This is a genomic window from Sphingomonas sp. S-NIH.Pt3_0716 (assembly GCF_003950715.1).
Classification (GTDB): Bacteria; Pseudomonadota; Alphaproteobacteria; order Sphingomonadales; family Sphingomonadaceae; genus Sphingobium; species Sphingobium yanoikuyae_A.
Genome location: NZ_QLJK01000022.1, coordinates 57,601 through 83,190, shown reverse-complemented (window position 1 = coordinate 83,190; position 25,590 = coordinate 57,601). Strand labels below are relative to the sequence as shown.

Here is a 25,590-nt window from a genome sequence, read left to right as displayed (position 1 = left end):
ATCAGGCGATCGCCGCCTGACCGCGCATCCAGTCGCGTCCGGCATTGCGCGGCGGCCGGGCGGTGAAGCGCTTCCACGCCTGTTCGTGGAAGAAGAAGGCGACCGCATTGACCATCGGTTCGACGAGCGCGATGCCGCCGGCCAGCGCGACCGATCCGGTCATCAGATAGGCGACGGTGAAGCCCACGGTCAGGTGGATCGACAAATAGGTGGCGGTCTTGATGAGATCGAGCGACATGGCGGAGCCCCTTTGAAATCTGTTGCTCGATAATTAAGAATTGTTCGCAATAATCGCCAATGGCTTTTCCCGCTGGCTCTGATCGTTCCGGGCGATCAATATGGCGCAGGGAGGATCTTCATGACGGGACGGATCAGGGTCGGGATCGGCGGATGGGTCTATGAACCCTGGCGCGGCAGCTTCTATCCCGTCGGCATGCGCCAGAAGGATGAACTGGCCTATGTCGGCGTGCAACTGACGGCGACGGAAATCAACGCCACCTATTATAGCAGCCAGAAGCCGGCGACCTTTGCCGGTTGGGCGCAGGCGGTGCCCGACGGCTTCCAGTTTGCGGTCAAGGCGTCGCGATTCTGCACCAATCGCCGCGTGCTGGCGGAGGCGGGCGAGTCGATCCAGAAATTCGTCCAGCAGGGGATTGTCGAACTGGGCGACCGGCTGGGGCCGATCCTGTGGCAGTTCATGCCGACCAAGAGATTCGATCCCGATGATTTCGGCGCCTTCCTGAAACTATTGCCGGCCAGTGTCGATGGCGTGGCGCTGCGCCATGCGCTGGAGGTGCGGCACGAAAGTTTCGATGACCCGGCCTTCCTGGCGCTGGCACGCGACGCGGGCGCGGCGGTGGTGCTGGCCGATCATGACGATTATCCGGCAATCACCGGCCATGATGTCGGTTTTTCCTACAGCCGGCTGATGCGCAGCCGGGAGGAAGAGGAGACCGGCTATACCGCGACGGACATCGCCGGCTGGGCCGATCGGGCAAAGGCGCAGGCGGCGCAGGGCGACGCCTATCTCTTCTACATCAGCGGCGCCAAGGTCCGGAACCCGGCAGCGGCGCGCGCGACCATCATGGCTCTGGAGCAACAGCTGTGACATAATTGCGTTTGATGCAATTGGCATGTCAGGCTTTGCGATTGTTACAATGATGTGAAATCATCATATGGCGCTGCATCCCGATCCGGGATGTCGTTCCAATGATGGAGTCCAATATGCGTCAGGCCTTTCAGGCGACTGCGCTGGTGGTTGCGGTCAGCGTCCAGATGCTGACCTTCTACTCGGTGCTGTACGCTTAAGCGCAGATCGCGCTCATCCTTGTCCCGCCAATGCGGGGCATAAAAAGGCCGCCCAGGGCATATGCCGGGGCGGCGCTTTTGTATCCGGAAACCCTGCCTTCCGGTGGCGGCGAGGGATCAACCCTCGGCCAGCCAGCCAGCGAGCAGATAGGCCACGACGCCGATCGGGCCCAGGGCGCACAGGGTCAGCAGCACCAGGGCAACGCGGATCAGCGTGACATCCAGCCCGGTGCGGTTGGCGATGCCGGCGCACACGCCCATGATCTTCGCGTTGCGGCGGTCGAGGGTGAAGCTGTTGTTCATGGATCTGGCCTTCAATATTATCTGTGATGGGAAAGGGGCGGTTGCCCGATCAGGCGATCGGGGCAACCGGAACCGCCGCGCCGACGAACAGGCTGGCGAAGATGACGGCGCCGACAAAGGCGAGGGCGACGCTCTGGAACTTGGCGATGGACATGATACTCACTCCCTAGATATTTCCTGGCCGGACCGTCCGGCCTTGATGCCAGACGATATTGCAGGCGGCGTGCCAGTTTCGATTTTTGGCGGAAATCCGTGGGTTTTCCTCAGTCGTTGATTTTTCCATCATGCGAAAAAATCCGATGATTGGGAAAATTTGCCGTCAATCGGTGAAAGTTACAGGTGAGCAATGAATAGGCCGTTGCTTTTCGTTTATGGCACGCTGCGGCCGGGCTTTGACGGGCCGATGGCGCATTGGCTGGCCGATCGCGCCGAGTGGATCGGGCCGGGCTGGATTGGCGGGAAACTTTATCAGGTGGCGGATTATCCCGGTTTCGTGCCGGGGGAGGCGGGGCGCGTATATGGCGACCTGTTCGCGCTGCCTGATGCCGAGGCGTTGCTGGCGCGGCTCGACGCCTATGAGGAATGTACGTCCGACGATCCACTGCCCCATGAGTATCGGCGCGAACGCTGTCTAGTGGAAACGGCGGATGGGCCTGTCACGGCCTGGGTCTATCTGTACGCCCTGTCCGTTACCGGACATCGGGTGATCGCCAGCGGCGATTATCTGGCGGCGCGCTGATCCGCTGGAATGGATGGCTCTGGCCTCTGGGCGGGCAGGGCTACCTTGCGCCTGCCCGCCCCGGCTGACGATCAGAAATGATAGGCGAGGCCGACCAGGGTCTGGTGCCGGTCGAACTTGCCGCCGTCGCCAAGGTCACTATATCGATATTCGATACGCGCGGTGACCTTGTCGGCGACGAAACGCTCGACGCCGGCACCCACGCCCCAGCCGTCGAAACTGTCATGGCCCGACAGGGTGCCATTGGCATCACTCAGCGCGATACGGGCGCGCATATTCTCGTAGCTGCCCCGGACATAGAGCAGGGTGTTGCCGCCGACGACATAGCCGGCGCGCGCGCCGATATCGAAGCTGTAATTGGGATCGATCAGCGATCCGCCGACGCGGGATGCATCATCGGCCGCGATGTCGAAACCGGCCTCCACGCCGACCACGATCTTGTCGGTAAGCTGATGATCATAACCGGCAAAGCCGCCACCGAAGAAGGCATCGCGCGATTCATGCAGGTCGAGACGGCCGACATCGCTGTTGGCGCTGCCGATGCTGTCGCGGTTCCAGCCGGCCTGGACGCCGACATAGGGGCCCTGGAAGCTTTCGGCATGGGCGGTGCCGCAGGCGAGGGCAAGGCCGATGGCTGCCGCGGTGCCGATCATGTTTCTCATCATGTCTATCCCTTTTCCCATTTGTTCGAGATGGGCTCGAAATAGGGAAATGGGCGGGCATGATAAGCCGGCGGCGGCGCACCAGACTGTCTCGCCAGGCGAGACAATCCGGTGGCTAGGCGTCAGTGCATCGCCACGTCGCGGCTGAGATAGACCTCTGCCACGCGGCCGTCCTTCATCGCGCAGGTGAAGCGGCGGGTGGTGCCTTCGGTGGCGCGATAGCTGGCGCGGGTTTCGACCTCGCCATCGATATTATAGCCGTCGGCGGTCGCGCGCGGCTCGTCGATGTGGCGGATTTCGGCATAGCCGGCCTGGCCCTGCGCCTCGTCCCGCGCGGCCAGCGCGCAGGCATCGGTCAGTTGGTCATTGCTCTGGTTGGCGGCGGCGACGTCGGAAAAATCATCCGCGCGGGCGGGCGATTCGGGGCTGTAGACATCCTCGTTGCCGGCATCCGCACCATAATCGGTGCCGCCGGTCGGGGGCGGGGCGTCATTGTCGGCATAGGGGCGGTTGTCGGCATCGGCCCCGCGTGCGTCCTTGCGGTCCTTGGAGACGGAATTGGCGACCACCACGGCGGCGCCAAGCAGCGCGGCAATGCCGACCGCGTCGCCAAAGCCGAAGCCATTGCCGCGATCATGGCGGTGATGCCAGTAGCGATCGTCATAGCGGGGCCGGGCCTGTGCCGGGGCGACGCTGCCCAGCAGCAGCCCTGCGCCAACCAGCGCACCCGTCATCCACCGCGTCCTGTTCCCGATCATCTGCCTGTCTCCTGCGATGGAAAGAGCCATAGCCGCGTCGGGCTGTCCCGAGGCTGAATGAGCTCAGTCCGGCTTGCGCTGGATGTCGAGCCCGGTGAAATGGGCGGCAAAGGCATAGCTGTCGGCATATTCCTCGATCAGCTTGTCGATCGGCTTGCCCGCGCCATGGCCGGCGCGATTCTCCACCCGCAGCAGATGCGGCTTGTCGCCGATCGACGCGGCCTGCAGCGCGGCGGCATATTTGAAGCTGTGCGCCGGCACGACCCGGTCGTCGGTGTCCGCCGTGGTCACCAGGATCGCCGGATACTCCTTGCCGCTCAAGATGTTGTGATAGGGCGAATAGCCATAGAGCAGGGGGAAATCGCGTTCATTGTCGGGCGATCCATAATCGTCGACCCAATAGCGGCCGGCGGTGAAGCGATCGAAGCGCAGCATGTCCATGACGCCGACCGCGGGCAGGGCGGCGGCGAACAGGTCGGGCCGCTGGTTGACCACCGCGCCGACCAGCAGGCCGCCATTGGAGCGGCCTTCGATCGCCAGGCCATCCTTGGGGGTATAGCCCTGCGCCTTGAGATATTCGGCGGCGGCGATGAAATCGTCGAACACATTCTGCTTGTTGGCGCCACGCCCGGCATCGTGCCAGGCCTTGCCGAACTCGCCGCCGCCGCGCAGATTGGCGATCGCATAGGCGCCGCCCTGTTCCAGCCAGGCCATGCGGGTCGCCGAATAGCCGGGCGTCAGCGCGATGTTGAAGCCGCCATAGCCATAAAGGATGGTCGGGACCGCCTGCGCATGGTCGGCCAGCACTTTCTTGCGCAGGATCGTCATCGGGATCAGCGTGCCGTCCTTGGAGGGGTAGCTGACCTGTTCGACGCCATAATCGGCGGGATTGAAGGGCAGGTCGGGCTGGGCGAAGAGCTGGGTCTGCTGGCTCGCCGTGTCGAAGCGATAGATGCTGGCCGGCGTCACGAAGCCGGAGAAGGAGAAGAAGGTTTCCGGGTCGCCATCGCGCCCGCCAAAGCCGGCGGCGGTGCCCATGCCCGGCAGCGGCACGTCGCCGACCTTGCGGCCGTCCAGTTCGACCAGTTCGGCGACGGTTTCCGATTGGGTCATATAGGCCAGGATGAAACGGTTGCCGACCAGCGATCCGCCGGCCAGCGTATCGGCGCGTTCGGCCACCAGCGGCTTTTCGCTGCGTCCCGGCCGCAGGGCGTCGAGCGTCACCAGCCGCATATGGGCGGCCTTGCGGTCGGTGACGAAATAGAGGGTCGATCCCCGGCTGCCGATCAGGCGCCAGTCATTGGCGAGGCCCTTGACCAGCGTCCGCAGCTTGACGGGGCCACCGTCGAGCGCGGCGACATGCAGTTCGCGGCGCGGGTCCATGCCGGCAAAGCTGCTGACGATCAGCCAGCGGCCATCGCTCGTCACCTGGGCGGTGTGGCTGAGGCCGGGGCGATCGGGCGTCGCATAGATGAGCTGGTCCTGCGCCTGGGGCGTGCCGATGCGATGATAATAAAGCTGCTGGTCGCTGTTGGTCGACTGATAGGCTTCGCCGTCGACCGGCGCGGCATAGCGGGAGTAGAAGAAGCCCTCGCCCCGGCCGTCCCAGGCGGTCTGCGAGAATTTGACCCATTCGACCTTGTCGTCGAGGATCTTGCCGCTGTCGACGTCGAGCACGCGCAGGGTGCGCCAGTCGCTGCCGGCATCCTGCACGCCATAGGCGAGGAAGCGGCCGTCGGGCGAGGGGGTCCATTCGGCGAGCGCGCTGGCGCCGTCCCTGGCCCAGCGATTGGGATCGAGCAGCAGCCGTTGTTCACCGGCCAGTCCTTCGCGGACATAGAGCGGGGTCTGGTTCTGCAGTCCCTTGTTATAGCCGTAGAAATAGCGGGTGCCGGCCTTGCGCGGGACGGTGAAGCGGCCATGGGCGAAGAGCGCCTGCATCCGCGTCTTGAGCGCGTCGCGGCCGGGCAGGTCATCGATATAGCGGCGGGTCAGGTCATTTTCGCGGCCGACCCAATCGCGCACGGCGGGATCGGTGCGGACGTCATTTTCCAGCCAGCGATAGGGATCGGTCACCTTCACGCCGAAATGATCCTCGACCAGATCCTGGCGGCGGGTGAGCGGGTAATGGAGGCCGTTATCCGGCGGCGTCGCGTCGATCGCGGCGGGGGTGGCATCGCCCGAGGCAGCGGCAGCCACAGCAGAGGCCGGCGCGGCGGCGATCACTGCCAGCAGGGCCGGCAGCGGCCAGATCAGGCGGCGAAGCGCGCGCATCCTCTCGACCCTATTGTCCTTGAAAAGAAAACAGGCCGCAGCTTCGGATGAAGCCGCGGCCTGTTCGACTATCGTCTATCCACCGTTACCGGTGGAACCGCGATCAGGCGGCTTCGAATTCGTCTTCGTCGACGGTGTTGACCGGACCGGAGTCCTGGCCCTTGGCATCGACGTCACGGTCGACCAGCTCGATGATCGCGATCGGCGCGGCGTCCGAAGCGCGGAAACCGGCCTTGATCACGCGGGTGTAGCCACCGTTGCGATCCTTGTAACGCTCGGCCAGGACTTCGAACAGCTTGGTCAGCTGCGCATCGTCCTTCAGGCGGGCGTCGGCCAGACGACGGTTGGACAGGCCACCCTTCTTGGCGAGGGTGATCAGCTTCTCGACGTAGGGACGCAGTTCCTTCGCCTTCGGCGTGGTGGTCAGGATCTGCTCATGCTTGATGAGCGAGGCAGCCAGGTTGCGAAGCAGGGCGGTACGATGACCGGTGCTGCGCTGAAGCTTACGATGACCAACTTTATGACGCATGTCTCATTCCTTCGTTCGTTAAGGGGCCGGATGAGGTACCCCAGACCAGGCAGCGATTAAGGGGCGCCGCCCATTGCCCCTGTTCCTCCCCGGAACGGGGAGGGGGACCGGCCATCGGCCGGTGGAGGGGCAGGTGCCGTCAAATGCATGATTCGACCGGCATTCCGCGTGGAGGCCCGTGCCCCTCCACCACTCGCTTCGCGAGCGGTCCCCCTCCCCGAGCAAGCTCGGGGAGGATTAGCCCAGCAGCTCCTGTTCGAGCTTCTTGGCCATTTCCTCGATATTTTCCGGCGGCCAGCCGGGGATGTCCATGCCCAGGCGCAGACCCATGGACGACAGCACTTCCTTGATTTCGTTCAGCGACTTGCGGCCGAAATTCGGGGTGCGCAGCATCTCGGCTTCGGTCTTCTGGACCAGATCGCCGATATAGATGATGTTGTCGTTCTTGAGGCAGTTGGCCGAGCGGACCGACAGTTCCAGTTCGTCCACCTTCTTGAGCAGATAGCGGTTGATCTGGTTGGTGTCGCTTTCGCCTTCCGACGCAGCGGCAGCGGCATGGCCGGCAGCCGGGGCAGCGGCGGGCAGCGCGTCCTCGAAGTGGACGAACAGCTGGAGCTGGTCCTGCAGGATGCGGGCTGCATAGGCAATCGCATCTTCCGGCGTCACGGTGCCGTCGGTTTCCAGCGTCAGCGACAGCTTGTCATAGTCCAGTTCCTGGCCGACGCGGGTGTTGTCCACCTTGTAGGCGACCTGGCGGACCGGCGAGTAGAGCGCGTCGACCGGGATCAGGCCGATCGGTGCGTCTGCCGGGCGGTTGGCGACGGCGGGGACATAGCCCTTGCCGATGTCAGCCGTCAGTTCCATGTTCAGCGTCGCGCCCTGATCGAGGTGACAGATCACCAGATCGGGGTTCATCACTTCGATGTCGCCGACGACGGCAATGTCGCCTGCCTTCACCACGGCCGGGCCGGTGGCGGACAGCTGCAGACGCTTGGGGCCTTCGCCTTCCATCTTCAGCGCGACCTGCTTGATGTTCAGGACGATGTCGGTGACGTCCTCACGCACGCCGGCGAGCGACGAGAATTCGTGCAGGACATTCTCGATCTTGATCGAGGTGACCGCCGCGCCCTGGAGCGAGGAGAGAAGAACCCGGCGCAGCGCGTTGCCGAGCGTCAGGCCGAAACCGCGCTCAAGCGGTTCGGCAACGAAGGTCGCCTTGCGCTTGCCGTCGCCGGTCGGCTTGATCTCGAGGGCGTTGGGCTTCTTCAATTCCTGCCAGTTCTTCATGTTGACAGTCATGTACTTCCCCTGGGGATGTGGCCGTAACGGGTAGATCCTGGACCCATCAGGACGTTCCGGCCGATGCAAACGGGTAAGCGGGCGACGCGTCCGCCGCCCGCCTTCAAGCCTCTAGCGAAGCTTAATTAGACGCGGCGGCGCTTCGACGGACGCACACCATTGTGCGGGATCGGCGTGACGTCGCGGATCGAGGTGATGTGGAAGCCGACGGCCTGAAGTGCGCGCAGAGCCGATTCACGGCCTGAACCGGGGCCCTTGACTTCGACTTCGAGGGTGCGGACGCCGTGCTCGGCGGCCTTGCGGCCGGCGTCTTCGGCGCACACCTGAGCGGCGTACGGGGTCGACTTGCGGCTGCCCTTGAAGCCCATCATGCCGGCCGAGGACCACGAGATCGCGTTGCCCTGGGCGTCGGTGATGGTCACCATGGTGTTGTTGAAGCTGGCGTTGACGTGCGCGACGCCGGCCGAGATGTTCTTGCGTTCGCGGCGCTTAATGCGCTGGGGTTCGCGTGCCATTTTGCTCTAATCCTACAAAAATCGTTCAAAAGCAGAAGTCACCGGAGGGTCGGTCCAGAGGACATGACCCTCGACGATTACTTCTTCTTGCCGGCGATCGGCTTCGCCTTGCCCTTGCGGGTGCGCGCATTGGTGTGCGTGCGCTGACCGCGGACCGGCAGGCCCTTGCGATGACGCAGGCCGCGATAGCAGGCCAGATCCATCAGGCGCTTGATGTTCATCGCGGTTTCGCGACGCAGATCGCCTTCGACGGTCAGGTCGGCGTCGATGGCTTCGCGGATCTGCAGGACTTCGGCGTCCGACAGGTCCTGAACGCGGCGCGCATGGTCGATGCCCAGCTTGTCGGCGAGGTCGACGGCGGTCTTGCGACCGATGCCGTGGATGTAGGTGAGCGCGATGATTACGCGCTTGTTGGTCGGGATGTTAACACCCGCAATACGTGCCATGGTACTTAAATCTCCTGCTCCACGGGGCAGTTGGCGCCGCCCCATCTCAAAGCGTTCGGGCCTCTTTCCTGGCAAGGAAAAACAGGCCATGATGTTGCTTCCCGATACGCAAAAAAGACGGCCAGTGCAGGAAGCACTGCCGCTGTTACGCGTGTAGGGAACGGCGGCCTTTATCGATTCGCCCCAAAACTGTCAATATCCGGCGCTTTTTTGAGGCTCTCCGTGCGATGAACGGAGCGGTTGCGCATGGGGGCAAGCGGCGGCGGTCGTGGTCGGCCATCCGCCTCTGCCGTCGCCTTGCCCCTTTTCGGGTTGAGCGCTCCGGCCGGCTCGGGCATGGAAGCGCGATGCGTCTGACCCGATTTCTTGTGTCCGCCCCGGCCCTTGCAGCGCCGCTGACCCTGTTGGTGGCCGGCTGCGTCGCGCCGCCATCCGCGCCGCCTTCGGCTGCGGCGTCGCGTCCGGCACCCGCATCCCGGCCTGCGCCTTTGCCACCGGCGCAGCCCGCACCGCCTGCGGCGGTCGAGTGGCAATATCGCCCTGCGACGCCGGGCAACTGGACCTATCGCGCCGATCCGGCCGGGCCGGTCGCGCTGTTTGGCGAGTCGGCTTCTGCCCCGCGCCTGACGTTGCGCTGCGACCGGGCGACGCGGCGGATCAGCCTGAGCCGGGCCGGCGGCGGGCAGGGGGCGATCACGGTGCGGACAAGCTATGGCGCGAGCAGCTGGCCGGCGGTGATGGCGGGGACGCAGGTGCCGCAACTGACTGCCGTGCGCGGCGCGAGCGACGCGGTGCTGGACCAGCTCGCCTATAGCCGGGGCCGTTTCGCGGTCGAGGTGCAGGGGCAGGAGACGCTGATCGTGCCGGCCTGGGCCGAAATATCGCGCGTGATCGAGGAATGTCGGGGCTGAAAATCGGCCGGCCCAGGCTTTTCGGGCCGACGGTCGAGTATGATTCCAAAAAAGAATATTACAAGTCTTGATCCTGCAATCCGTCTGATTCACAGTCCGTCTCGTGGCCGATCGAGGGGTAGCTCAAAGCCGGTCACGCGGGCTTAATTAGCGAAAGGAGGTGATCCGATGTCTCATGGTTCAGCAATGGGGTCGGTCAAGTCCATTCGGGAAACGCGCCGCTGACGACGCCGGAGCGTCGGTACAAACCCTTCATGGTGTAGAGACCAAGAGCGCCGACATACAGGCCGTCTCCGCCAGGGGCTTTAGCGCGAACTAGTCTTCCTTCTGGGCGGTTTCCGGCCGCTGACCATGCACATGATGGGCCGTCGGGCATTGCGTCCCGGCGGCCCCTCTCATGTCTGGGGTGTGGCGCCTTTTTTTGAGACATCGCGAAAGGGCGATGTCTCGGTACGGTGCCGGCCCGCTCCCCCGCCCAACCGCCCGATCCAGTGTCATCCTGTCGGGCGGTTGGGCGGGGGAGCGGGCTGGAACCGGCCTTCTCAAACAGGATTCTTACCGCCGGCGGGTTGCGAACCAGATGACGTGGCGGGGGCCCTTGCCATTGTCGCGCGCCTTGACCGCGACTTCTTCCACCGCGAAGCCCGCATTCTGCAGCCGCCGGGTGAAGGCGGCGTCCGATCCTGCCGACCAGATCGCCAATATGCCGCCGGGCTTGAGCGCGCGCATCGCGCTGGCGAGGCCCGCATTGGTATAGAGCCGGTCATTGGCGTCGGCGGTCAGGCCGTCCGGGCCATTGTCGACATCCAGCAGGATCGCGTCATAGCTGCCATGGCCGGCGGCGATCACATGGGCGACATCGTCCATCACCAGCCGCACGCGCGGATCGTCCAGGCAGCCGGCGGCCAGGTCGACCATCGGGCCGCGCGCCCATTCGATGATCTCGGGCACCAGTTCGGCCAGCGTGATCTGCGCCTTTGCGTCCATTTCCGCGAGCGCGGCGCGCAGGGTGAAGCCCATGCCATAGCCGCCGATCAGCATGTGAAGACCGGCGCGCTTGCCCAGCCGCTCCAGCGTCATCAGCGCCAGCGCCTTTTCCGACCCGCTCATCCGGCTGCTCATCAGCTCGTTGCGGTCGAGCACGATCATGAAGTCGCCGCCGCGGCGATAGAGGCGCAGTTCCTGCCCGCCCGGAACGGCGGCGGTGCCCAGCAATTCGCGCGGTGTCATGGCAATGGTCCTCAAACAGGGCGGGGAAAGCGGCCGCATGACAGGTCGCGCGCCGCTGCGCAATGGCGGCCCGATGGACGGTTCGCCGCCTATGGGCTGGCCAGCGGCGGCGCAGGGGTCTATCGGCACCCCCATCATGCGTTATTTTCTCGATACCGAATTCAACGGCTTTGGCGGCGCGCTGATCAGCGTGGCGCTGGTGCCCGAACATGGCGACGATGATTTCTATGCGTCGCTGCCGCTGCCCGATGTGATCGAACCCTGGGTCGAGCGCCATGTCATCCCCTATCTGCGCCATGTGCCGCCGGGGCTGGACCATGAACTCAGCCGGATCGAGGCGGCGGACCATATCGCCGCCTATCTGGATGGCGATTCCGATCCGGTGATCATCGCCGACTGGCCCGAGGATCTGGCCCATTTCTGCGCGTTGCTGACCACCGGGCCGGGGCAGATGGCGGCGGTCGACTATGGGCTGCGGCTGGAACTGATCAACGCGGCGGGCTTCAGCGCGGCGGCGAACAGCCGGGTGCCGCACAATGCCCTGCATGATGCGCGGGCACTGCGCGACTTCTACGTCAATAATTGAGTGGGGCAGGGCGCGCTGGCGCCCCGCCCGTTTCCGTCAGCGCTCCGTGCCCCTCGCCTTGCCCCAGGCATGGGCCGCGGTATAGCCGAGATAGGCGGTGCCGAAGAGCGCGTAGAGCGGCTCGGGCAGGGCGTCGAGATAGGCGCGCATGCCCGCGATGATCGCACCCGCCACCTCCGGCTGCCAGCCCGAGATCAGCCCCATCGGGATCGACCAGAGCAGCAGCGCATAGATGACGTAGAGAAAGGCCGGTCGCGACCGCTGGGTCCACAGGTCGGTCGGCTCGGTGGGGAGAGGAATGTCGTCGGTCTTCAACATGATCGCGTCTCCCTTCAGCCGATGCGGTTGGCGAGCCAGCCATAGAGAAAGGCCTCGTTGGCCGGGCGGCTTTCGGCCAGCGCCAGATAGCGTTCGCCTTGCAAGGCCTCGATCGCCTTGATCAGCACGGCGTCGCCGGCCGCGCCGCGCAGGGTGCGGAAGGCGCGCAGCGCGGCGAGCGTGCGGGCGCCGATCGCGCCATCGGCCTGGAGATCGGGATAGTCGCGCTGGTTGCGGTTGAGCGCGTTCAGCGCTCGCTGGAGAAAGGTGCTGGCGACGCCCGCCCCCATGTTGACGGCGGTGTCGAACAGTTCGGCGGCGAGCGTCATGCTCTGCTGCGCGACGGCGGCATAGCCCGGTCCATCCCAGTAAAGCTGGCGATAGATGGTGCGCGCAGTGGCGGCCGGCAGGCGACGCATGTCGCCGGCAAAGCCGTTCGCCCGCGCGACGCCCAGCGTGATGCCCATATTGGTCGGCCCGCCGCGATCGGCCGGATGATCGACATAGCCACCCTCCCGCGCGATCAGTTCGTCCAGCAATGTGTCGATGGTCATGATTGGCCCTTCCATGGTTCGTGGATGGCGAATCATTTATCCCATATGGTTATCTGTAGGACAGGGTGGAATGGCATGGGCGCGTCTGTCGAAGTTCACAGTGTAAACGGGCTTCTGGGGTCGTTCGCGCCTGAAACGCGTCGGCAACGCCTCTGCTGCGCGTCGGTCATGCACTGGAACGCGTGCCGTCCAACAGGGGCTGGGCCATCGTGCCGCGTCAACGCCGCGCGCGGCCCGCGCCCCTGACGCGACACCCACGCGCCTTGCTTGCACGCGGCACGCGCCGGTCGATTGGCGCGGGCGCATTCGGTCGCATCACCAAGTGTAGAGCAGGGAGAGGGGGCGTAGGAAAGGGGATGTCGGGGCGGGGCCAGCATGGCGCTGCTCGGATAGCGCTCGGTCCGCTTCCGGGCGGAAAGCTGCCTGGCGCGAAGCGAGCAGGAGCGCTCATTCCTTCTCCCGTTGGCGGGAGAAGGATACGAAGCCTTGCCGGCAAAGCCGGTTAGGCGAAGTTGGATGAGGGCGGCTTGTTTCAGAAGGCCCTCACCCTCCCACGCCTTTGGCGTGGGCCTACCCTCTCCCGTTCACGGGAGAGGGTAGGCCCACGGTCCGCAAACCACCCCGACATGACCAAGATTTCATGATTGCGCGGATTGATCCGGCGCGGTGCCGGGTCTAGCGGCCATCCTGTTCCAGCCGGAATATTCCGCCCATCCTTTCGAGGAAATCATGTCCGACAACGACCATAGTCGAAAGACCGCGCGTTCGGGCATGGGGGTGAACTGACAGGTTCGGATCACCCGTCCGCCCCGAAGGCGCGGTCGCACGAGGTGATCCATGAATGCAGCCATCCGTTTTCTCGTCGGCTCCCTGGGCCGCGGGCCCCAGGCCCCTGATCTCAACCGCCTGTTCGATGACGGCCAGACCTATGGCGAGCGGCTGGCCGACCGCGTCGCGGCGATCGGCGGTTCCTGGCGCTTCATCATCGGCTTCAGCCTGTTCCTGGTCGCCTGGGCGATCCTGAACACGCTGGTGCTGGCGCGCCATGCCTTCGATCCCTTTCCCTTCATCTTTTTGAACCTGATGCTGTCGATGCTGGCCGCGTTGCAGGCGCCGATCATCATGATGAGCCAGAACCGCCAGACGGCGAAGGACCGGCTGGAGGCGCGGCTCGACTATGAGACCAACCTGCGGTCGGAGGCGCAGATTGCCAGCCTGCACGACAAGATCGACCTGCTGCTGGCGATGGCGGGGGAGAGAGAGGATGTGGCAGGGGCGGCCGACTGATCTTCCGGCATTTCCGGGTCTTGTTTGACATTGTGGGTCATGGCCCCGCAATGTGGCCGCATGTCCAATGGGGCGACATGGGGAGGGTCAGGTCGTGCAGAACAGGCTTATCATCGATCGGCGAACATGGCTGGCGGGGCTTGTGGGGCTGGCCGGCCAGGCATCACTGACCGGGCCGGCTCATGCCCTGACCGCGCGGGTCCGCAGCCGGGTGATCATCGACAATGATTTTTCCGGCGATCCCGATGGCCTGTTCCAACTGGCGCATCATCTGTTGTCGCCTTCGGTGCAGATCCCGCTGGTCATCGGATCGCATATTCATCCCAGGGATTTCCTCGACGGGTCGGACCGGCAAGCCGACAACGCCGTGCAATGCGTCAGCGACTTGATGGATTGCATGCGGCTGCCGCATCGACCGCCGGTGCTGGCGGGGCGCAATGCCGCGCCGGCGCCCGGCACGCCGCCATCGGCCACCCCGGCGGTGACCGCGATCATCGCCGAAGCGCAACGGACTGATAGCAAATTGCCCCTCTTCTATGTCGCGGGGGCTGGCCTGACCGACCTGGCCGAGGCGGTGCGCCTGCGGCCGGAGATCGCACGGCGGATCATCCTGGTCTGGATCGGCGGGCCGGAACATGGCCTCGAGCAGGGCAATATCGATCCCACCGTCCATGTTCGGGCAAGCAAGGAATATAATCTGACCATCGATCTGGCCGCCGCGCAGACATTGTTCAACGATTCGGCGGTCGAGATCTGGCAGGTGCCGCGCAACGTCTATCGCACGCTGATGATCAGTCATGCCGAACTCGACCGGGAACTGGCAGGGGCGGGGCGGCTGGGCCGTTATCTGCTGGATCAGCTGGAGCGGGCAATCAGGCGGATCGATGCGCCGCTCGGCGAAACCTATATATTGGGGGACAGTCCGCTGGTCACGCTGACCGCGCTGCAATCCTCCTTCGATCCCGATGCGGCGTCGAGCGATTATCTGATCCGGCCGACGCCACGGATCAACGATCAGGCGGGCTATGTCGCACATCCGGCTGGGCGGCCGATGCGCGTCTTCACCCGGATCGATAGCCGGCTGACCTTTGCGGACATGTTTGCCAAGATCCGGGCCGGCAGCGTCTGACACGCAGGGGCAGGCCTTCCGCCGAAGCGGCGAAAATCATGGATTATGGCGATGTTCGGAGAATTTTGGTCGGGACGAGAGGATTCGAACCTCCGACCCCCACACCCCCAGTGTGATGCGCTACCAGGCTGCGCTACGTCCCGACCGGAGGGCGCCCAATAGAGGGATGAATTGGAAGTTGCAAGGGATTCGATGCAGGCTTTTTGCGGGGCGTGCAAATGACCGGCTTTTCCGTCCCTTGCCCGATGCTTTCAAAGCCCGCCATTCCGGGCGCGAAAAGCCAAGCTTGTTGCCTTGCCCCGGCCATCTGTGTTAGCCGCCCGCGCTTGATCCCATGCCCGCGCCCTGCGGGTTGGGGAGACCGAAAAACAAGGCGAAAGTCCCACCATGTTCATTACTCCAGCCTTTGCCCAGACCGCGGGCGGGCAAGCCTCCGGCGCCGGTATCCTGGTGCAGATGGCACCGCTGGTCCTCATCTTCGTCGTCTTCTACTTCCTGCTGATCCGTCCGCAGCAGAAGAAGATGAAGGAGCATAAGGGCAAGATCGACGCCGTGAAGAAGGGCGATCAGGTCGTGACCGGCGGTGGCCTGGTCGGCAAGGTCGCGCGCGTCGACGACATCTATGTCGATATCGAGCTGGCGCCGAACATGAAGGTCAAGGCGGTCAAGTCGACCCTGGCCGACGTGATCGACCCGACCACCGCCAAGCCCGCGAACGACTGATCCAACCATGCTGAACTTCTCGCGCTGGGCCATCGCCGGCATCCTGTTGCCGCTGATCATCGGCATCTTCTGCGCCGTCCCGAGCTTCCTGCCCGATTCGACGGTGGCGAAGCTGCCCCCCTTCATGCAGACGCGGGTCAATCTGGGCCTCGACCTTGCCGGCGGCAGCCATCTGCTGCTGGAAGCGTCGACCCAGGATGTGGCCAAGCAGCGGCTCGCCAATATGGAGGAGCAGGTCCGCACGGAGCTGCGCCGGGGCGAGACGAAGATCGCGATCGGCGATATCTCCAGCCGTGACGGGAAGCTCAGCTTCATGGTCCGCAACCCCAGCGAAGTGGATGCCGCCGTCGAGCGCATCCGCCCGCTGACCCAGGGGGCGGGCCTGACCGGCCAGCGCGATTTCAATGTCGAGGTGGTCAACAGCTCCACCATCGTCATCACGCCGACCCAGGCGGGAATCGACAATGCGGTCAAGAGCGCGATGCAGGTCGCGACCGAAGTCATCCGCAAGCGCATCGACGAAATGGGCACGCGCGAGCCGACCATCCAGCAGCAGGGTGCCAACCGCATCGTCGTGCAGGTGCCGGGCCTGCAGGATCCCAAGGCGCTGAAGGCTTTGCTGGGCCAGACCGCGAAGCTGGAATTCAAGCTGGTCGACATGAGCGCCAACCCGAGCGAGGTGGCCCAGGGCCGCGCGCCGGTGGGCAGCGAAGTCCTGCCCTATCCGACCAATCCGGCCGGGCCGCCGATGATCGCGGTCCACCGCCAGGTGATGGTGTCGGGCGAGGAACTGACCGACGCGCAGCAGACCTATGACCAGCAGACCAACGAACCCAATGTCACCATCCGCTTCAACGGATCGGGCGGCAACAAGTTCGCCAAGGTGACGTCGCAGAATGTCAACCGCCCCTTCGCCATCATCCTGGATGGCAAGGTGCTGTCGGCGCCGAACATCAATGAGCCGATCCTGGGCGGGTCGGCGACGATTTCGGGCAGCTTCACGGTCGAGGGTGCCAACCAGCTGGCGATCGCGCTGCGGTCGGGCAAGCTGCCGGTCAACTTCGTCGTGGTCGAGGAACGCACCGTCGGTCCGGGCCTGGGCGCCGATTCGATCCGCGCCGGCCTGGTCGCATCGATCGTCGCGGTCGTCGCCGTCGCTGCCTTCATGTTCGTGAGCTATGGCCGGTTCGGCATGTATGCGAACCTGGCCGTGGCCATCAACGTGCTGGTGATCCTGGGCGTGATGGGCATTTTGGGCGCGACGCTGACCCTGCCGGGCATTGCCGGCTTCGTGCTGACCATCGGCACCGCGGTCGACGCCAACGTGCTGATCTATGAGCGTATCCGTGAAGAGCGGCGACGCGGGCGTGGGGTCGTGCAGGCGATCGAGTTCGGCTACAAGGAAGCCAGCCGCACCATCTTCGAAGCGAACGTGACCCACGCGATCGCCGGTGGCATCATGCTCGCGCTGGGCTCCGGCCCGGTCAAGGGCTTCGCCATCGTGCTGCTGATCGGTATCGCGACCAGCGTGTTCACCGCCGTGACCTTCACGCGCGTTCTCGTCTCGGGCTGGGTGCGTCGCACTCGTCCCACGGACATCCACATTTAAGAGGGGCGGGAGGAACAACCCATGAAACTTCTCAAGCTCGTCCCCGACAACACCAATATCGGCTTCGTCAAGCTGCGCCACTGGGCCTTTGGCCTGACGCTGCTGCTGACCGTGCTGGCGGTCGGCGCGACCTTCTACAAGGGCCTGAACCTGGGCGTCGACTTTGTCGGCGGCCTGATGATCGAGGCGAAGTTCCCGCAGGCGGTCGAGACCGACAAGGTCCGCGACACGATCGCGGGGCTGCGCGTGGGCGAAAGCTCGCTGCAGCAGTTCGGCGATCCCAAGACGGTGCAGATCCGCCTGCCGCTGCCCGAACAGGGCGGCGCCGGCGCGGCCAACGCCGTGGTCGAAAAGACCCGCAAGGCGATGGAGGCCCAGTTCCCCGGCGTCACCTTCTCACGCTATGACACGGTGTCGGGCAAGGTGTCGGGCGAACTGATCCAGAATGGCGTGCTGGCGGTCGTTCTGGCGATCATCGGCATCGCGATCTTCTCCTGGTTCCGCTACGAATGGCAGTTCGGCGTGTCGACCTTCGTCGCGATCGTCCACGACGTGCTGATGACGCTGGGCTTCTTCGCGGTCACGCAGCTGGAGTTCGACCTCAACATCATCGCCGCCGTGCTGACCATCGTGGGCTATTCGATCAACGACAAGATGGTGATCGACGACCGTATCCGCGAGAATATGCGCAAATATCGCAAGATGGACATGAAGTCGCTGATCGACCTGTCGGTCAACGAGACGCTGCCGCGCACGGTCATGACCTCGGTCACCATCCTGCTGGCGCTGGGCGCGCTGCTGCTGCTGGGCGGCCATGTGCTGCGCGGCTTCACCGCGGCCATGATGCTGGGCATCATCGTCGGCACCTATTCGTCGGTCTATGTCTCCTCCTCGCTGCTGATCACGCTGGGCCTGAGCCCGCAGACGTCCGAGAAGAAGGCGAAGAAGGGCGGCATCGCCGCTCAGGCCGAGCGCATGGGTCCGCGCGACGGAGCCCAGCCCTGAGCGACCGTCAAACCGGAATCGAACTGCGCCGCGACGATAGCGGCCAGGGTCCGATCGTCACCGGCTTCCAGGGCCGGGGCTTCCGGGTAAAGGACGATGTCTTCCCGGACGGGCTGTTGCTCAGCCCCGTCCGGGCACTGGCCTGGATGCAGGCGCCGGCGGTGTCGGCGATGAGCGTCGCGGCGCTGGGCGATTTGTTCGACCATCTGGAACTGAAGCCCGAATTCCTGCTGCTGGGCACCGGCAGCGGGTTGCAACAGCCGACCCGCGCCTTCGTGCGGGAACTGGAAGCGCGCGGCATCGGCGTCGAGGCGATGGACAGCCGCGCCGCCGCCCGTGCCTGGGGCGTGCTGCGCGCCGAGGAACGCTGGATCGTGGGCGCGCTGCTGCCGCTCTGATCAGCCAAGCTGTAGTAGGGGATAGCGCGCCAGCCATTGCTTGGCGCGCATCCGTTCATCGAAGATCGTCCGCCTGGCGCCGAGAAAGGCCGGGCCGGGCACCAGCCGCAAGCCGAACAGATCATCAAGGCCGAAGGGGGCGTTGACCTCCAGCCGGTCGTCGGGCGTCAGGCGGACGCCGATGGCGGTCGCCGTCTCGGTCCAGTGGCGCATCGCATCGGCGGCATCAGCATAGGGTGCATCCCGATTGCGCAGGTGCATCCGTGCCTGATTCTTGACAGACCAGTCGACGTCCGGGCGCAGCGCGGCCAGTTGCCGCTGGATCTGCCGGTCGAGCGCAGGATCGGTTCGGGCGGGATCGAACCAGATGATGTCGATATCGCCGACGGGGATCGACGGGGCGTGGCCGTGGAGATGGTCCCAGACCGCATCGCGCACGAAGCCGGCGGCGACCCAGCCATCGGGCAGGTCGAGCGAGCGGAGCAGATGCAGGATGGCCATGCGCCAGGGGTCGGCGTTCAGCAGGTCGCGCAACCGGGCTTCCATCGCGGTCACGACTTCATTGACCAGGCGGTCAGTTCCTCCAGGTCGAGGTCACGCTCCAGTTCCTGCAGCACATGTTCATCAATGTCGCCGGCGCGGTGCAGGCGCAGCAGTTCGGCGCGGCCAGCGGCAATCGCCTCCAGCACCAGGTCGAAATGGGCGTGGAGCCGGTCGGCGAACTGGTCTTCCTGTCCGGCATAATTTTTCGAAATGACGGCGCGGCGCTGATAGCGTTCGAGCAGTTGCGGGTGGATGAGTTCACCCGCCGCATCATAGGCGAGCTGTTCGACGCGCACGGCCTGGACCCTGGCGATGGCGGCTTCGGCATCGCTCATGCTGAGGCGGGGGCGATCATGAATCGGGTCGGAGAGGCCCGCCCAGCGGATCAGCAGGCCGAGCGTGGTGCCCTGGATCAGGACGGTGCCGAGGATCACGCCAAAGGCGGCGACCAGCAGGAAGTCGCGCCCCGGAAAGCCCTCCGGCACGGAGAGTGCGACCGCCAGCGTCACCACGCCGCGCATGCCGGCCCAGCCGAGCACGGTGGCGCCGCGCGGGCCGATCGGGCTGTAGCGACGCAGGCCCATCGCGCGCAGCAGCATGATGATGGCGTCCGAGCCGAACACCCAGACGAAGCGGGCGGCGGTGAGGGCGAGCAGGATGAGCAGCACGGGCACCGCCATATTGTCGAGCACGACGGCAAAGCCGCCGACCCGGTCGACCACGCCGCGCAGCGACGAGCCGATCAGCATGAACACGGTCGCTTCCATGAGGAAGATCATCACTGCCCAGAAGGCGGTGCCGCGCATCCGTACCGATGCGGACCAGACGATATGCTGATACCAGCCGCAGATGAGGCCCGCGGCGACGGTGGCGATGACGCCGGAAACATGGAAGGCTTCGCCCAGCAGATAGGCCGACCAGGGCACCAGCATGGAAGAGGCGATCATCAGATAATCGTCACCCAGCCGCCGGACCAGCAGCACCCAGATGGCGCCGATCGCGCCGCCGACGATCAGGCCGCCGACGGCGAGCAGGATGAAGCTTTCGAGGCCCGCGACCGCGCTGAAGCTGCCGGTGGCGACGGCGGCGATGGCGAAGCGGAAGAGGACCAGGCCGCTGGCGTCATTGAACAGGCTTTCGCCCTCCAGCAGGACCGACAGGCGGCGGGGGAGATGCACGCGTTGCAGCACGGCGCGGGCGGCAATGGCGTCGGGCGGCGATACGATCGCGCCCAGCGCGGCGCAGGCGGCCCAGGGCAGGGAGGGCATCAGCGCATGGGCGACCGCGGCCACAACGAGGGTAGTGAAGATCACCGCGCCGATCGCCAGTGACATGATACCGATCAGGTGGCGGCGCAGATGGCCCAGCGCAATGAACCAGGCGCCGTCCATCAGCAGCGGCGGCAGGAAGATCACCAGCACCAGTTCGGGGTCGAGCGAGATGACCGGCAGGCCGGGCACGAAAGCGAGCAAGGTGCCGCCGGTCAGCAAGGCGACTGCCGGCGGCAGGCCCAGCCGATGCGCGACATAATGAAGCGCGATGATCGCCAGCAGCATGGCCACCAGCAGTTCGAACAATTCTACCGGATGCATCGGCCTGGCCCCTGTCTGTCGATCGCCCTACCCTAATAGGGTCGCCGATCCTGTCCAGCGGTCCGCCCGATCATCGCACCGGACAGGCGGCGAGGGCGGTGGCGATCGCATCATAAAAGGGTTTGGGCCGCAGCGCATCGTCAAAGGGGTTGCCGCGCATGGGCAGGCCGTCGGACCGGCGCCTCCGGGTCGGATAGCTGTCGCGATTGAGATTGGAATAGCGATCGCTGAGGCCCCAGCAGATGATCTGGGAAACATTGCGATGGCTGAGCGTGATGTCGAGATAGCCCTTCACAAAGGCGGCGATTTCGGCATCGCGCCTGGCCGGTTCCCGATCGCTCAGATGGCGGTCGGCGCAATCCAGTTCGGTGATCAGCACCGTCATGCCCATGGCGTCCAGTTCGGCGAGGAAGCGATTCCAGGCCCGTTCGTCGCGGCCACGGCCCAGCGTATTGCCCAGATGGCTCTGGATGCCGATGGCGTTGACCGGCACGCCGCGCTTGAGCGCCTGTTCCAGCACGCGCAGCACGGCGTTGCGATGATCGGGATTCTGCTCCCAGCTCATATTGCCATTATAGACGCGCTGCGCATGGGGGGCATATTGCGCCATCAACTGAAAGGCGAGGTCGAAGAAGCCCATGCCGAGGATGCGGGTGTAGATCGAGTTCTTCAATTGTCCGCTCTGGACGACGAACGCCTCGTTCACGCAGTCCCATGATTCGATCTGGGGGAAGGTGGTGGCAAGATAGCGGGCATGGTCGTTCATCAGGGCGATGAGCGGCGCGCCCCCCTTCTGCGCCAGCGCTGCCTCATTGGCGATCAGCCAGCCGGGCACCCGATCATCCTGGTTCCAGACGAACGTATGGCCCCGCGGCGACATGCGATGGCGGCTGGCGAAGCGCAGGACGCGTAGCGCCTTCGCCGGGTTGCGCTGACCCTCCTTGGCTTCGAGATATTTCCATTTGAAATTATTCTCGGCGGTCAGCACCGAACATTCCCGGACGATCAACTGGGCAAAGGCAGAATCGTCCAGATGGGTGGGCGATACGGCGGTGCCAAAGCGCAGGCCCCGGCTGCGGGCGATGGCGTCGAGTCCGGAAGGCGGCGCGACGGCCAGGCCAGGCGCGCAGGACAGGGCCGGGATGGCGCCCGCCGTCAGCGACAGCATGTGCCGGCGGGACAGGGGCGGGCCATGGTCTTTCATGCTGCATTTGTCCGAGCGGAGAGGCGCAGAGGCAATCGGTAATTGGCCGGAGGGGGCTGCCCGCAAAAAAAAAGGGCCGCCCCATGCGGGACGGCCCAATGCTTCTGTTGCCGGGGAGCTGCTGTCAGAAGCGGAATTTGAGTGCGGCGCGATAGCTCTGATAGCTGAGGTTGCCGCGCCAGGCGGTGGTGTCGGCCGACAGGCTGATGTCGACATTGCCGGTGCTGAGGGTCAGGCCGCCGCCCACTTCGCCCCAATTCTTGTCCGAGCCGCCCAGCGCGAAGGGCGCGAGCGATCCGGTGCCGCCGACGAAATTGGCCAGGAAATAGGCCGGCTGGTCGCGGAACTCATGGACATAATTGGCGGTCAGATAGGGCTTGAACCCGCCGACATCGATCTTCGCCGTGGCCCCCAGGCGGCCCTGCGCGCTCTGGATCGCATGGCGATGGATCACCAGCGCCGTGTCGCCGCCATATTCGGCGAGGTTGCCGCCGCTGATATAGGCGCCGCGCAGCGAGGCGCGCGGCGTGATGGTGAAGGCATCGCCACCCAGCGGCGCGCCGATGCCGATCTCGCCCGACAGGGCCAGTTGCTGGTCGCTGCTGCGCAGTGTGTAGGGGGTGGTGCCCACCGCAAAGGCGCGCTTGGTCTTGCTGGTGAGGGTGCCGGCACTGCCGACGCCATCCAGAACCACGCCGCCCAGATCCCAATTGCCATAGACGGTGGCCTGGTAAAGGCGGGCACGGGCGGTGTCGCCGATGCCGGTATTGCCCTTCAGTTCGCTGAATGAGGCGGCCAGGCCGATCACGGCATCGTCGCCGATCATCTTTTCGATGCCGGCCGCACCATACCAGCCGTCGAACTTGTCGCGGCCGGTGGTGATGGCGCCCCGCATCGGATCGCTCTTGCCGTCGATATAGCCGCCGGCGATGAAGGCGCTGACGTCTTCAGGCAGGGCATTTTCCTGGGTGACGGTTTCGTTGCCGCCGCCCTGATCCATGCCCAGGTTCAGATTGTTCATGCTGAGCGCGGCGAGCTGGAGCGGCTGCCCGGTCATGGTCAGCGTGCCGCCCATGCTGCCGCCGCTGACGCGTGCCAGGCGATCGCGATAGAAGCGGGCCATATTGTCGTTCAGCACTTCGGACATGGAGGTGCGGAGCGCTTCGGTGCGCGGCGCCATGGCTTCGAGCGACGCCTGGATCGCGGCGACGCTCAGCAGGTCGGCCTCACCATAAAGGGTGGCATAATTGCCGTAGAGGGCACGGTTCTGATCGAGCAGGCGGGCAAAGCTGGTCTGCACCTGCGAGCCGCCATTGACGACGCCGGCGTAGGTGCCGGCATCGATCGTGACGCTGACGCTGTTGGCGCCATAGGTCAGCACGGGCTTCAGGATGGCGCTGATGTTGGTCGGCGTGTCGAACGTGCCTTCGACGCCGCCTTCTGCGGTCAGGAAGGTGTAGCGGCTGCCATAGCGCAGCTTGGCGCCGGTCGCCGCGCCGAAGACGACCTTGCCATCGACCGCCGCGACGCCTTCGACATCATCGGTGGCCTTGACCGCGAGCAGGTCGGAACCGCTGCTGCCAAGGTCGACATGCAGCGTGCTGCCCGAGGAGAGGATGGCATTACCCTCGACCGTGAGCGTGCCGACCGTGCCGATGCCGCCAGGCGCGACCACGCCCATGATGTTGGTGAAATAGGGGGTGCGCAGCGTGCCCTTGCCTGAGAGCAGGCCCGAGAGCAGCAGATAGTCGCCCGGCGTTTCGACCGTGCCATCGACATTCACCACGCCGGCGAGATGGTTGATGTCCATCAGGCTGGTCAGCGACCCGGCGCTGGTGACGTCGAGCGTCGAGCCGGTGCCCGAGATGGTGAAGCGATCGACGGTGGCGTCGATGTCGAGCGTGGTCTTGCCGGCGGCGCTCAGCGTGACGTCATAATAGCGACCGACGACGCCCTGCGCGGCGACCGGGTCGATATTGTTCGGCACGAAATTGGTGGCGCCGGGCAGACCGTTGGCCAGGGTCGCGGCGGGCAGGACGGCATCGCCCTCCGCCTGGGCCTCCACGATGGCCTCGTCCGCCAGGCTGGCGGCACCATCGGACGGGCTGCGCTCGGCGATCTCAACCTTGCCCTTGTTGTCGGCGACGGTCTTGCTGCCGCTGGTGGTGGTCGCGTCGGTCGCCTCGACCGGCTCGCCATTGATCAGCAGCGTGTCGGTGCCGACGTCGTAACAGGCGTCGTCCGATCCATCATTGGGCTGGTAGCAGACCTGGCCGAACTTCTGCGCATCATCCTCGCCAAAGGCGCCGGCGCCGGGCGTGGTCGGCACGCCGTTCACCAACGATCCGTTGCTGTCGATGATCATGTAATTGGGATCGAGCGCCGTCACCCAGTGGCTGGCGTCGCTCCATTTGCCGTCGCCGGCCTTGGCAGTGGCGTAGCGATAGGGATTATTCTGCGCGATCCAGTCCCAGAAGAGATAGAGCGGTTGATAGAAGGCGGAGCCGCCATAGGAACTTTGCGGCTGTTCCAGGAAGTAGCGGCTGCCGCCCGACAGGACGCCCAGCACCACCTTCTGGTCGAAGGTCTGGTCGAGGATCAGCGGGCCGCCGGAATCGCCGCCAGCGGTATTGCCTTCATTGGGAAGCGCATCGTCCTTGAAGACATTGAAGTCGAATTCGTTGGTCCGGGTCGGATCGTCGAAGTCGGTCTGGTAGAGATTCTGGGTGTAGCCACCGCCTTCGCCGAACAGGAAGATGTCGATATCGTCGAGCGAGCCGAGCATGCCGAGGAAATTCTCGGCCACCTTGCGGCGATAATCGATGCCATAGCTGTTGCCGGTGGTGCCGCTGCCGCTGCGGCCATAGCCGGTGATCGTGACATGATAGCCGGTGCCGGTTGTGTCGCTGATGCTTTCCGGCGCGGGCAGGGCGGAAAAGAGCATCGCCCAGGTCGGCACGTCGCTGGCCGGCGTGTCGAGCGTGGCCATCGCCGTGTCGCCATAGAGGAAGCTGAGCGCCGGCGGATCGAGCGAGTCCGGATTATAGGCGATATTGTTGACGTTGTAGACGCTGAGCGCGGTGTTGGTGCGATAGCCGTTGTTGATCCAGTTGACGAGGCCGGGGCGGGCGTTGCTCTGGAAGGCGAAGGCGACCGGAATGCCGTCATTCACCGTGCTGTAGGTACTGGGGTCATAGTCATTGACGCAGTGGGCGGCGAAAATGACGGTGCGCGGATTGATCAGCGTACCGGTGCAGACATAGCCGTCGGCGCGATACATGATGCCGACGCCGTTCACATCGGTGCCATCGACGATGTCGGCCGGCGTATTATTGTCGTTCGGCACGACGGCATGGGCTGCCGGTGCGATGCTCAGAGCGGACAGAGCGGCCGATGCCAAAAGGGCAGAACGACCGGCGCGTGCCAACAGGCCCGCGCCATTCTTACGAATGCGCATGATGTTAACTCCCCAAAGACCGTTGGCGAGGCTATGCAGCTATCAGGCGCAAGACAATTACCAAAAAATGAAAGTTTCTGTCATGTATCAAAAAAGACACAATGTTATCTTTGCGTTATGAATATCCAGCGTTGATTGATTGATCCGCCGGTCATGCCGTTTTCTATGTTAACGGTATCGATTATGTAATTTATGCAAATGTAATGGGTTG

General features: G+C 64.8%; 26 protein-coding genes and 1 tRNA gene. 10 read left to right on the top strand and 17 right to left on the bottom strand.

Going from position 1 to position 25,590, the window contains the following annotated elements:
• Window position 1 precedes the first annotated feature (1 nt).
• Complete coding sequence (locus tag BRX37_RS17855; protein WP_017499658.1) at window positions 2–238, bottom strand: DUF2061 domain-containing protein; 237 nt, start codon at window positions 236–238, stop codon at window positions 2–4.
• 120 nt (window positions 239–358) lie between these two features.
• On the opposite strand from BRX37_RS17855, the gene BRX37_RS17850 reads away from it, so the two are divergent.
• Window positions 359–1,108: a DUF72 domain-containing protein gene (locus tag BRX37_RS17850; protein WP_125988520.1), complete on the top strand. Its 750-nt coding sequence runs from the start codon at window positions 359–361 to the stop codon at window positions 1,106–1,108.
• A gap of 317 nt (window positions 1,109–1,425) precedes the next feature.
• Here the strand turns inward: BRX37_RS17850 and BRX37_RS17845 are convergent, their stop codons facing one another.
• Window positions 1,426–1,611 carry a PspC domain-containing protein gene (locus BRX37_RS17845; protein ID WP_004208760.1) on the bottom strand — a complete coding sequence of 62 codons (186 nt, stop codon included), beginning with the start codon at window positions 1,609–1,611 and terminating at the stop codon, window positions 1,426–1,428.
• 346 nt (window positions 1,612–1,957) lie between these two features.
• Between BRX37_RS17845 and BRX37_RS17840 the strand changes: the two genes are divergently transcribed.
• A complete protein-coding gene (locus BRX37_RS17840; protein ID WP_125988518.1) occupies window positions 1,958–2,350 on the top strand; it encodes a gamma-glutamylcyclotransferase family protein in 393 nt (130 codons plus the stop codon).
• A gap of 71 nt (window positions 2,351–2,421) precedes the next feature.
• On the opposite strand, the gene BRX37_RS17835 is transcribed toward BRX37_RS17840, so the two are convergent.
• The 7 genes from BRX37_RS17835 to rpsM form a co-directional block, all read right to left on the bottom strand.
• On the bottom strand, window positions 2,422–3,015 hold the full coding sequence (locus BRX37_RS17835) for an outer membrane protein (RefSeq protein WP_125988516.1): 594 nt from the start codon (window positions 3,013–3,015) through the stop codon (window positions 2,422–2,424).
• Between the two features lie 119 nt (window positions 3,016–3,134).
• On the bottom strand, window positions 3,135–3,770 hold the full coding sequence (locus BRX37_RS17830; protein WP_125988514.1) for a hypothetical protein: 636 nt from the start codon (window positions 3,768–3,770) through the stop codon (window positions 3,135–3,137).
• Between the two features lie 63 nt (window positions 3,771–3,833).
• Window positions 3,834–6,044, bottom strand: a complete 2,211-nt coding sequence (locus BRX37_RS17825) for a prolyl oligopeptidase family serine peptidase (RefSeq protein WP_097384651.1) — start codon at window positions 6,042–6,044, stop codon at window positions 3,834–3,836.
• Window positions 6,045–6,147: 103 nt separating this feature from the next.
• Entirely contained in the window at window positions 6,148–6,573 is a 426-nt protein-coding gene (rplQ, locus tag BRX37_RS17820; protein ID WP_004208754.1) for a 50S ribosomal protein L17, read from the bottom strand.
• A 237-nt stretch (window positions 6,574–6,810) separates the two neighbouring features.
• Window positions 6,811–7,872, bottom strand: a complete 1,062-nt coding sequence (locus BRX37_RS17815) for a DNA-directed RNA polymerase subunit alpha (protein ID WP_004208753.1) — start codon at window positions 7,870–7,872, stop codon at window positions 6,811–6,813.
• Between the two features lie 125 nt (window positions 7,873–7,997).
• The gene (gene rpsK, locus BRX37_RS17810) at window positions 7,998–8,387 is read right to left on the bottom strand and encodes a 30S ribosomal protein S11 (RefSeq protein ID WP_004208752.1); all 390 of its coding nucleotides are present in this window, start codon (window positions 8,385–8,387) and stop codon (window positions 7,998–8,000) included.
• A gap of 77 nt (window positions 8,388–8,464) precedes the next feature.
• The gene (gene rpsM, locus BRX37_RS17805; RefSeq protein ID WP_004208751.1) at window positions 8,465–8,833 is read right to left on the bottom strand and encodes a 30S ribosomal protein S13; all 369 of its coding nucleotides are present in this window, start codon (window positions 8,831–8,833) and stop codon (window positions 8,465–8,467) included.
• 347 nt (window positions 8,834–9,180) lie between these two features.
• Between rpsM and BRX37_RS17800 the strand changes: the two genes are divergently transcribed.
• A complete protein-coding gene (locus BRX37_RS17800; protein ID WP_026108856.1) occupies window positions 9,181–9,744 on the top strand; it encodes a hypothetical protein in 564 nt (187 codons plus the stop codon).
• A gap of 555 nt (window positions 9,745–10,299) precedes the next feature.
• On the opposite strand, the gene BRX37_RS17795 is transcribed toward BRX37_RS17800, so the two are convergent.
• Window positions 10,300–10,974 (bottom strand): spermine/spermidine synthase domain-containing protein, encoded by a 675-nt coding sequence (locus BRX37_RS17795; RefSeq protein ID WP_125988512.1) that lies wholly within the window; start codon window positions 10,972–10,974, stop codon window positions 10,300–10,302.
• A 136-nt stretch (window positions 10,975–11,110) separates the two neighbouring features.
• Between BRX37_RS17795 and BRX37_RS17790 the strand changes: the two genes are divergently transcribed.
• Complete coding sequence (locus BRX37_RS17790; RefSeq protein ID WP_026108855.1) at window positions 11,111–11,560, top strand: hypothetical protein; 450 nt, start codon at window positions 11,111–11,113, stop codon at window positions 11,558–11,560.
• 36 nt (window positions 11,561–11,596) lie between these two features.
• On the opposite strand, the gene BRX37_RS17785 is transcribed toward BRX37_RS17790, so the two are convergent.
• Window positions 11,597–11,878 carry a 3TM-type holin gene (locus BRX37_RS17785; protein ID WP_017499646.1) on the bottom strand — a complete coding sequence of 94 codons (282 nt, stop codon included), beginning with the start codon at window positions 11,876–11,878 and terminating at the stop codon, window positions 11,597–11,599.
• A 14-nt stretch (window positions 11,879–11,892) separates the two neighbouring features.
• Window positions 11,893–12,432, bottom strand: a complete 540-nt coding sequence (locus tag BRX37_RS17780; protein ID WP_125988510.1) for a glycoside hydrolase family 108 protein — start codon at window positions 12,430–12,432, stop codon at window positions 11,893–11,895.
• 837 nt (window positions 12,433–13,269) lie between these two features.
• On the opposite strand from BRX37_RS17780, the gene BRX37_RS17775 reads away from it, so the two are divergent.
• The gene (locus BRX37_RS17775) at window positions 13,270–13,719 is read left to right on the top strand and encodes a DUF1003 domain-containing protein (RefSeq protein WP_125988508.1); all 450 of its coding nucleotides are present in this window, start codon (window positions 13,270–13,272) and stop codon (window positions 13,717–13,719) included.
• A 94-nt stretch (window positions 13,720–13,813) separates the two neighbouring features.
• The gene (locus tag BRX37_RS17770) at window positions 13,814–14,848 is read left to right on the top strand and encodes a nucleoside hydrolase (protein ID WP_125988506.1); all 1,035 of its coding nucleotides are present in this window, start codon (window positions 13,814–13,816) and stop codon (window positions 14,846–14,848) included.
• A 66-nt stretch (window positions 14,849–14,914) separates the two neighbouring features.
• Here BRX37_RS17770 and BRX37_RS17765 read toward each other — a convergent pair.
• A tRNA-Pro gene (locus BRX37_RS17765) sits at window positions 14,915–14,991 on the bottom strand.
• Between the two features lie 244 nt (window positions 14,992–15,235).
• Here BRX37_RS17765 and yajC point away from each other — a divergent pair.
• The 4 genes from yajC (at window position 15,236) to BRX37_RS17745 (ending at window position 18,583) form a co-directional block, all read left to right on the top strand.
• Window positions 15,236–15,571, top strand: coding sequence for a preprotein translocase subunit YajC (gene yajC, locus BRX37_RS17760; protein ID WP_004208743.1), 336 nt, complete (start codon window positions 15,236–15,238; stop codon window positions 15,569–15,571).
• Window positions 15,572–15,578: 7 nt separating this feature from the next.
• Window positions 15,579–17,180, top strand: coding sequence for a protein translocase subunit SecD (gene secD, locus BRX37_RS17755; RefSeq protein WP_004208742.1), 1,602 nt, complete (start codon window positions 15,579–15,581; stop codon window positions 17,178–17,180).
• Window positions 17,181–17,201: 21 nt separating this feature from the next.
• Window positions 17,202–18,185, top strand: a complete 984-nt coding sequence (gene secF / locus BRX37_RS17750; protein ID WP_004208741.1) for a protein translocase subunit SecF — start codon at window positions 17,202–17,204, stop codon at window positions 18,183–18,185.
• Between the two features lie 116 nt (window positions 18,186–18,301).
• Entirely contained in the window at window positions 18,302–18,583 is a 282-nt protein-coding gene (locus tag BRX37_RS17745; protein ID WP_486056638.1) for an MTH938/NDUFAF3 family protein, read from the top strand.
• On the opposite strand, the gene BRX37_RS17740 is transcribed toward BRX37_RS17745, so the two are convergent.
• The 4 genes from BRX37_RS17740 to BRX37_RS17725 all read right to left on the bottom strand — a co-directional run bounded on the left by BRX37_RS17740 (window position 18,584) and on the right by BRX37_RS17725 (window position 25,379).
• Window positions 18,584–19,129 carry a nucleotidyltransferase family protein gene (locus BRX37_RS17740; RefSeq protein ID WP_125988535.1) on the bottom strand — a complete coding sequence of 182 codons (546 nt, stop codon included), beginning with the start codon at window positions 19,127–19,129 and terminating at the stop codon, window positions 18,584–18,586.
• Between the two features lie 5 nt (window positions 19,130–19,134).
• The gene (locus BRX37_RS17735; protein WP_125988504.1) at window positions 19,135–20,718 is read right to left on the bottom strand and encodes a Na+/H+ antiporter; all 1,584 of its coding nucleotides are present in this window, start codon (window positions 20,716–20,718) and stop codon (window positions 19,135–19,137) included.
• Between the two features lie 70 nt (window positions 20,719–20,788).
• The gene (locus BRX37_RS17730) at window positions 20,789–21,922 is read right to left on the bottom strand and encodes an endo-1,4-beta-xylanase (protein ID WP_125988502.1); all 1,134 of its coding nucleotides are present in this window, start codon (window positions 21,920–21,922) and stop codon (window positions 20,789–20,791) included.
• Between the two features lie 124 nt (window positions 21,923–22,046).
• The gene (locus tag BRX37_RS17725; RefSeq protein ID WP_125988500.1) at window positions 22,047–25,379 is read right to left on the bottom strand and encodes an autotransporter domain-containing protein; all 3,333 of its coding nucleotides are present in this window, start codon (window positions 25,377–25,379) and stop codon (window positions 22,047–22,049) included.
• Window positions 25,380–25,590: the final 211 nt, after the last annotated feature.

What these genes read in the sequence shown, in the direction of transcription:
- BRX37_RS17855 (WP_017499658.1), bottom strand. Translation starts at nt 238, where the DNA reads ATGTCGCTCGATCTCATCAAGACCGCCACCTATTTGTCGATCCACCTG.
- BRX37_RS17850 (WP_125988520.1), top strand. Translation starts at nt 359, where the DNA reads ATGACGGGACGGATCAGGGTCGGGATCGGCGGATGGGTCTATGAACCC.
- BRX37_RS17845 (WP_004208760.1), bottom strand. Translation starts at nt 1,611, where the DNA reads ATGAACAACAGCTTCACCCTCGACCGCCGCAACGCGAAGATCATGGGC.
- BRX37_RS17840 (WP_125988518.1), top strand. Translation starts at nt 1,958, where the DNA reads ATGAATAGGCCGTTGCTTTTCGTTTATGGCACGCTGCGGCCGGGCTTT.
- BRX37_RS17835 (WP_125988516.1), bottom strand. Translation starts at nt 3,015, where the DNA reads ATGATGAGAAACATGATCGGCACCGCGGCAGCCATCGGCCTTGCCCTC.
- BRX37_RS17830 (WP_125988514.1), bottom strand. Translation starts at nt 3,770, where the DNA reads ATGATCGGGAACAGGACGCGGTGGATGACGGGTGCGCTGGTTGGCGCA.
- BRX37_RS17825 (WP_097384651.1), bottom strand. Translation starts at nt 6,044, where the DNA reads ATGCGCGCGCTTCGCCGCCTGATCTGGCCGCTGCCGGCCCTGCTGGCA.
- rplQ (WP_004208754.1), bottom strand. Translation starts at nt 6,573, where the DNA reads ATGCGTCATAAAGTTGGTCATCGTAAGCTTCAGCGCAGCACCGGTCAT.
- BRX37_RS17815 (WP_004208753.1), bottom strand. Translation starts at nt 7,872, where the DNA reads ATGACTGTCAACATGAAGAACTGGCAGGAATTGAAGAAGCCCAACGCC.
- rpsK (WP_004208752.1), bottom strand. Translation starts at nt 8,387, where the DNA reads ATGGCACGCGAACCCCAGCGCATTAAGCGCCGCGAACGCAAGAACATC.
- rpsM (WP_004208751.1), bottom strand. Translation starts at nt 8,833, where the DNA reads ATGGCACGTATTGCGGGTGTTAACATCCCGACCAACAAGCGCGTAATC.
- BRX37_RS17800 (WP_026108856.1), top strand. Translation starts at nt 9,181, where the DNA reads ATGCGTCTGACCCGATTTCTTGTGTCCGCCCCGGCCCTTGCAGCGCCG.
- BRX37_RS17795 (WP_125988512.1), bottom strand. Translation starts at nt 10,974, where the DNA reads ATGACACCGCGCGAATTGCTGGGCACCGCCGCCGTTCCGGGCGGGCAG.
- BRX37_RS17790 (WP_026108855.1), top strand. Translation starts at nt 11,111, where the DNA reads ATGCGTTATTTTCTCGATACCGAATTCAACGGCTTTGGCGGCGCGCTG.
- BRX37_RS17785 (WP_017499646.1), bottom strand. Translation starts at nt 11,878, where the DNA reads ATGTTGAAGACCGACGACATTCCTCTCCCCACCGAGCCGACCGACCTG.
- BRX37_RS17780 (WP_125988510.1), bottom strand. Translation starts at nt 12,432, where the DNA reads ATGACCATCGACACATTGCTGGACGAACTGATCGCGCGGGAGGGTGGC.
- BRX37_RS17775 (WP_125988508.1), top strand. Translation starts at nt 13,270, where the DNA reads ATGAATGCAGCCATCCGTTTTCTCGTCGGCTCCCTGGGCCGCGGGCCC.
- yajC (WP_004208743.1), top strand. Translation starts at nt 15,236, where the DNA reads ATGTTCATTACTCCAGCCTTTGCCCAGACCGCGGGCGGGCAAGCCTCC.
- secD (WP_004208742.1), top strand. Translation starts at nt 15,579, where the DNA reads ATGCTGAACTTCTCGCGCTGGGCCATCGCCGGCATCCTGTTGCCGCTG.
- secF (WP_004208741.1), top strand. Translation starts at nt 17,202, where the DNA reads ATGAAACTTCTCAAGCTCGTCCCCGACAACACCAATATCGGCTTCGTC.
- BRX37_RS17740 (WP_125988535.1), bottom strand. Translation starts at nt 19,129, where the DNA reads ATGGAAGCCCGGTTGCGCGACCTGCTGAACGCCGACCCCTGGCGCATG.
- BRX37_RS17735 (WP_125988504.1), bottom strand. Translation starts at nt 20,718, where the DNA reads ATGCATCCGGTAGAATTGTTCGAACTGCTGGTGGCCATGCTGCTGGCG.
- BRX37_RS17730 (WP_125988502.1), bottom strand. Translation starts at nt 21,922, where the DNA reads ATGAAAGACCATGGCCCGCCCCTGTCCCGCCGGCACATGCTGTCGCTG.
- BRX37_RS17725 (WP_125988500.1), bottom strand. Translation starts at nt 25,379, where the DNA reads ATGCGCATTCGTAAGAATGGCGCGGGCCTGTTGGCACGCGCCGGTCGT.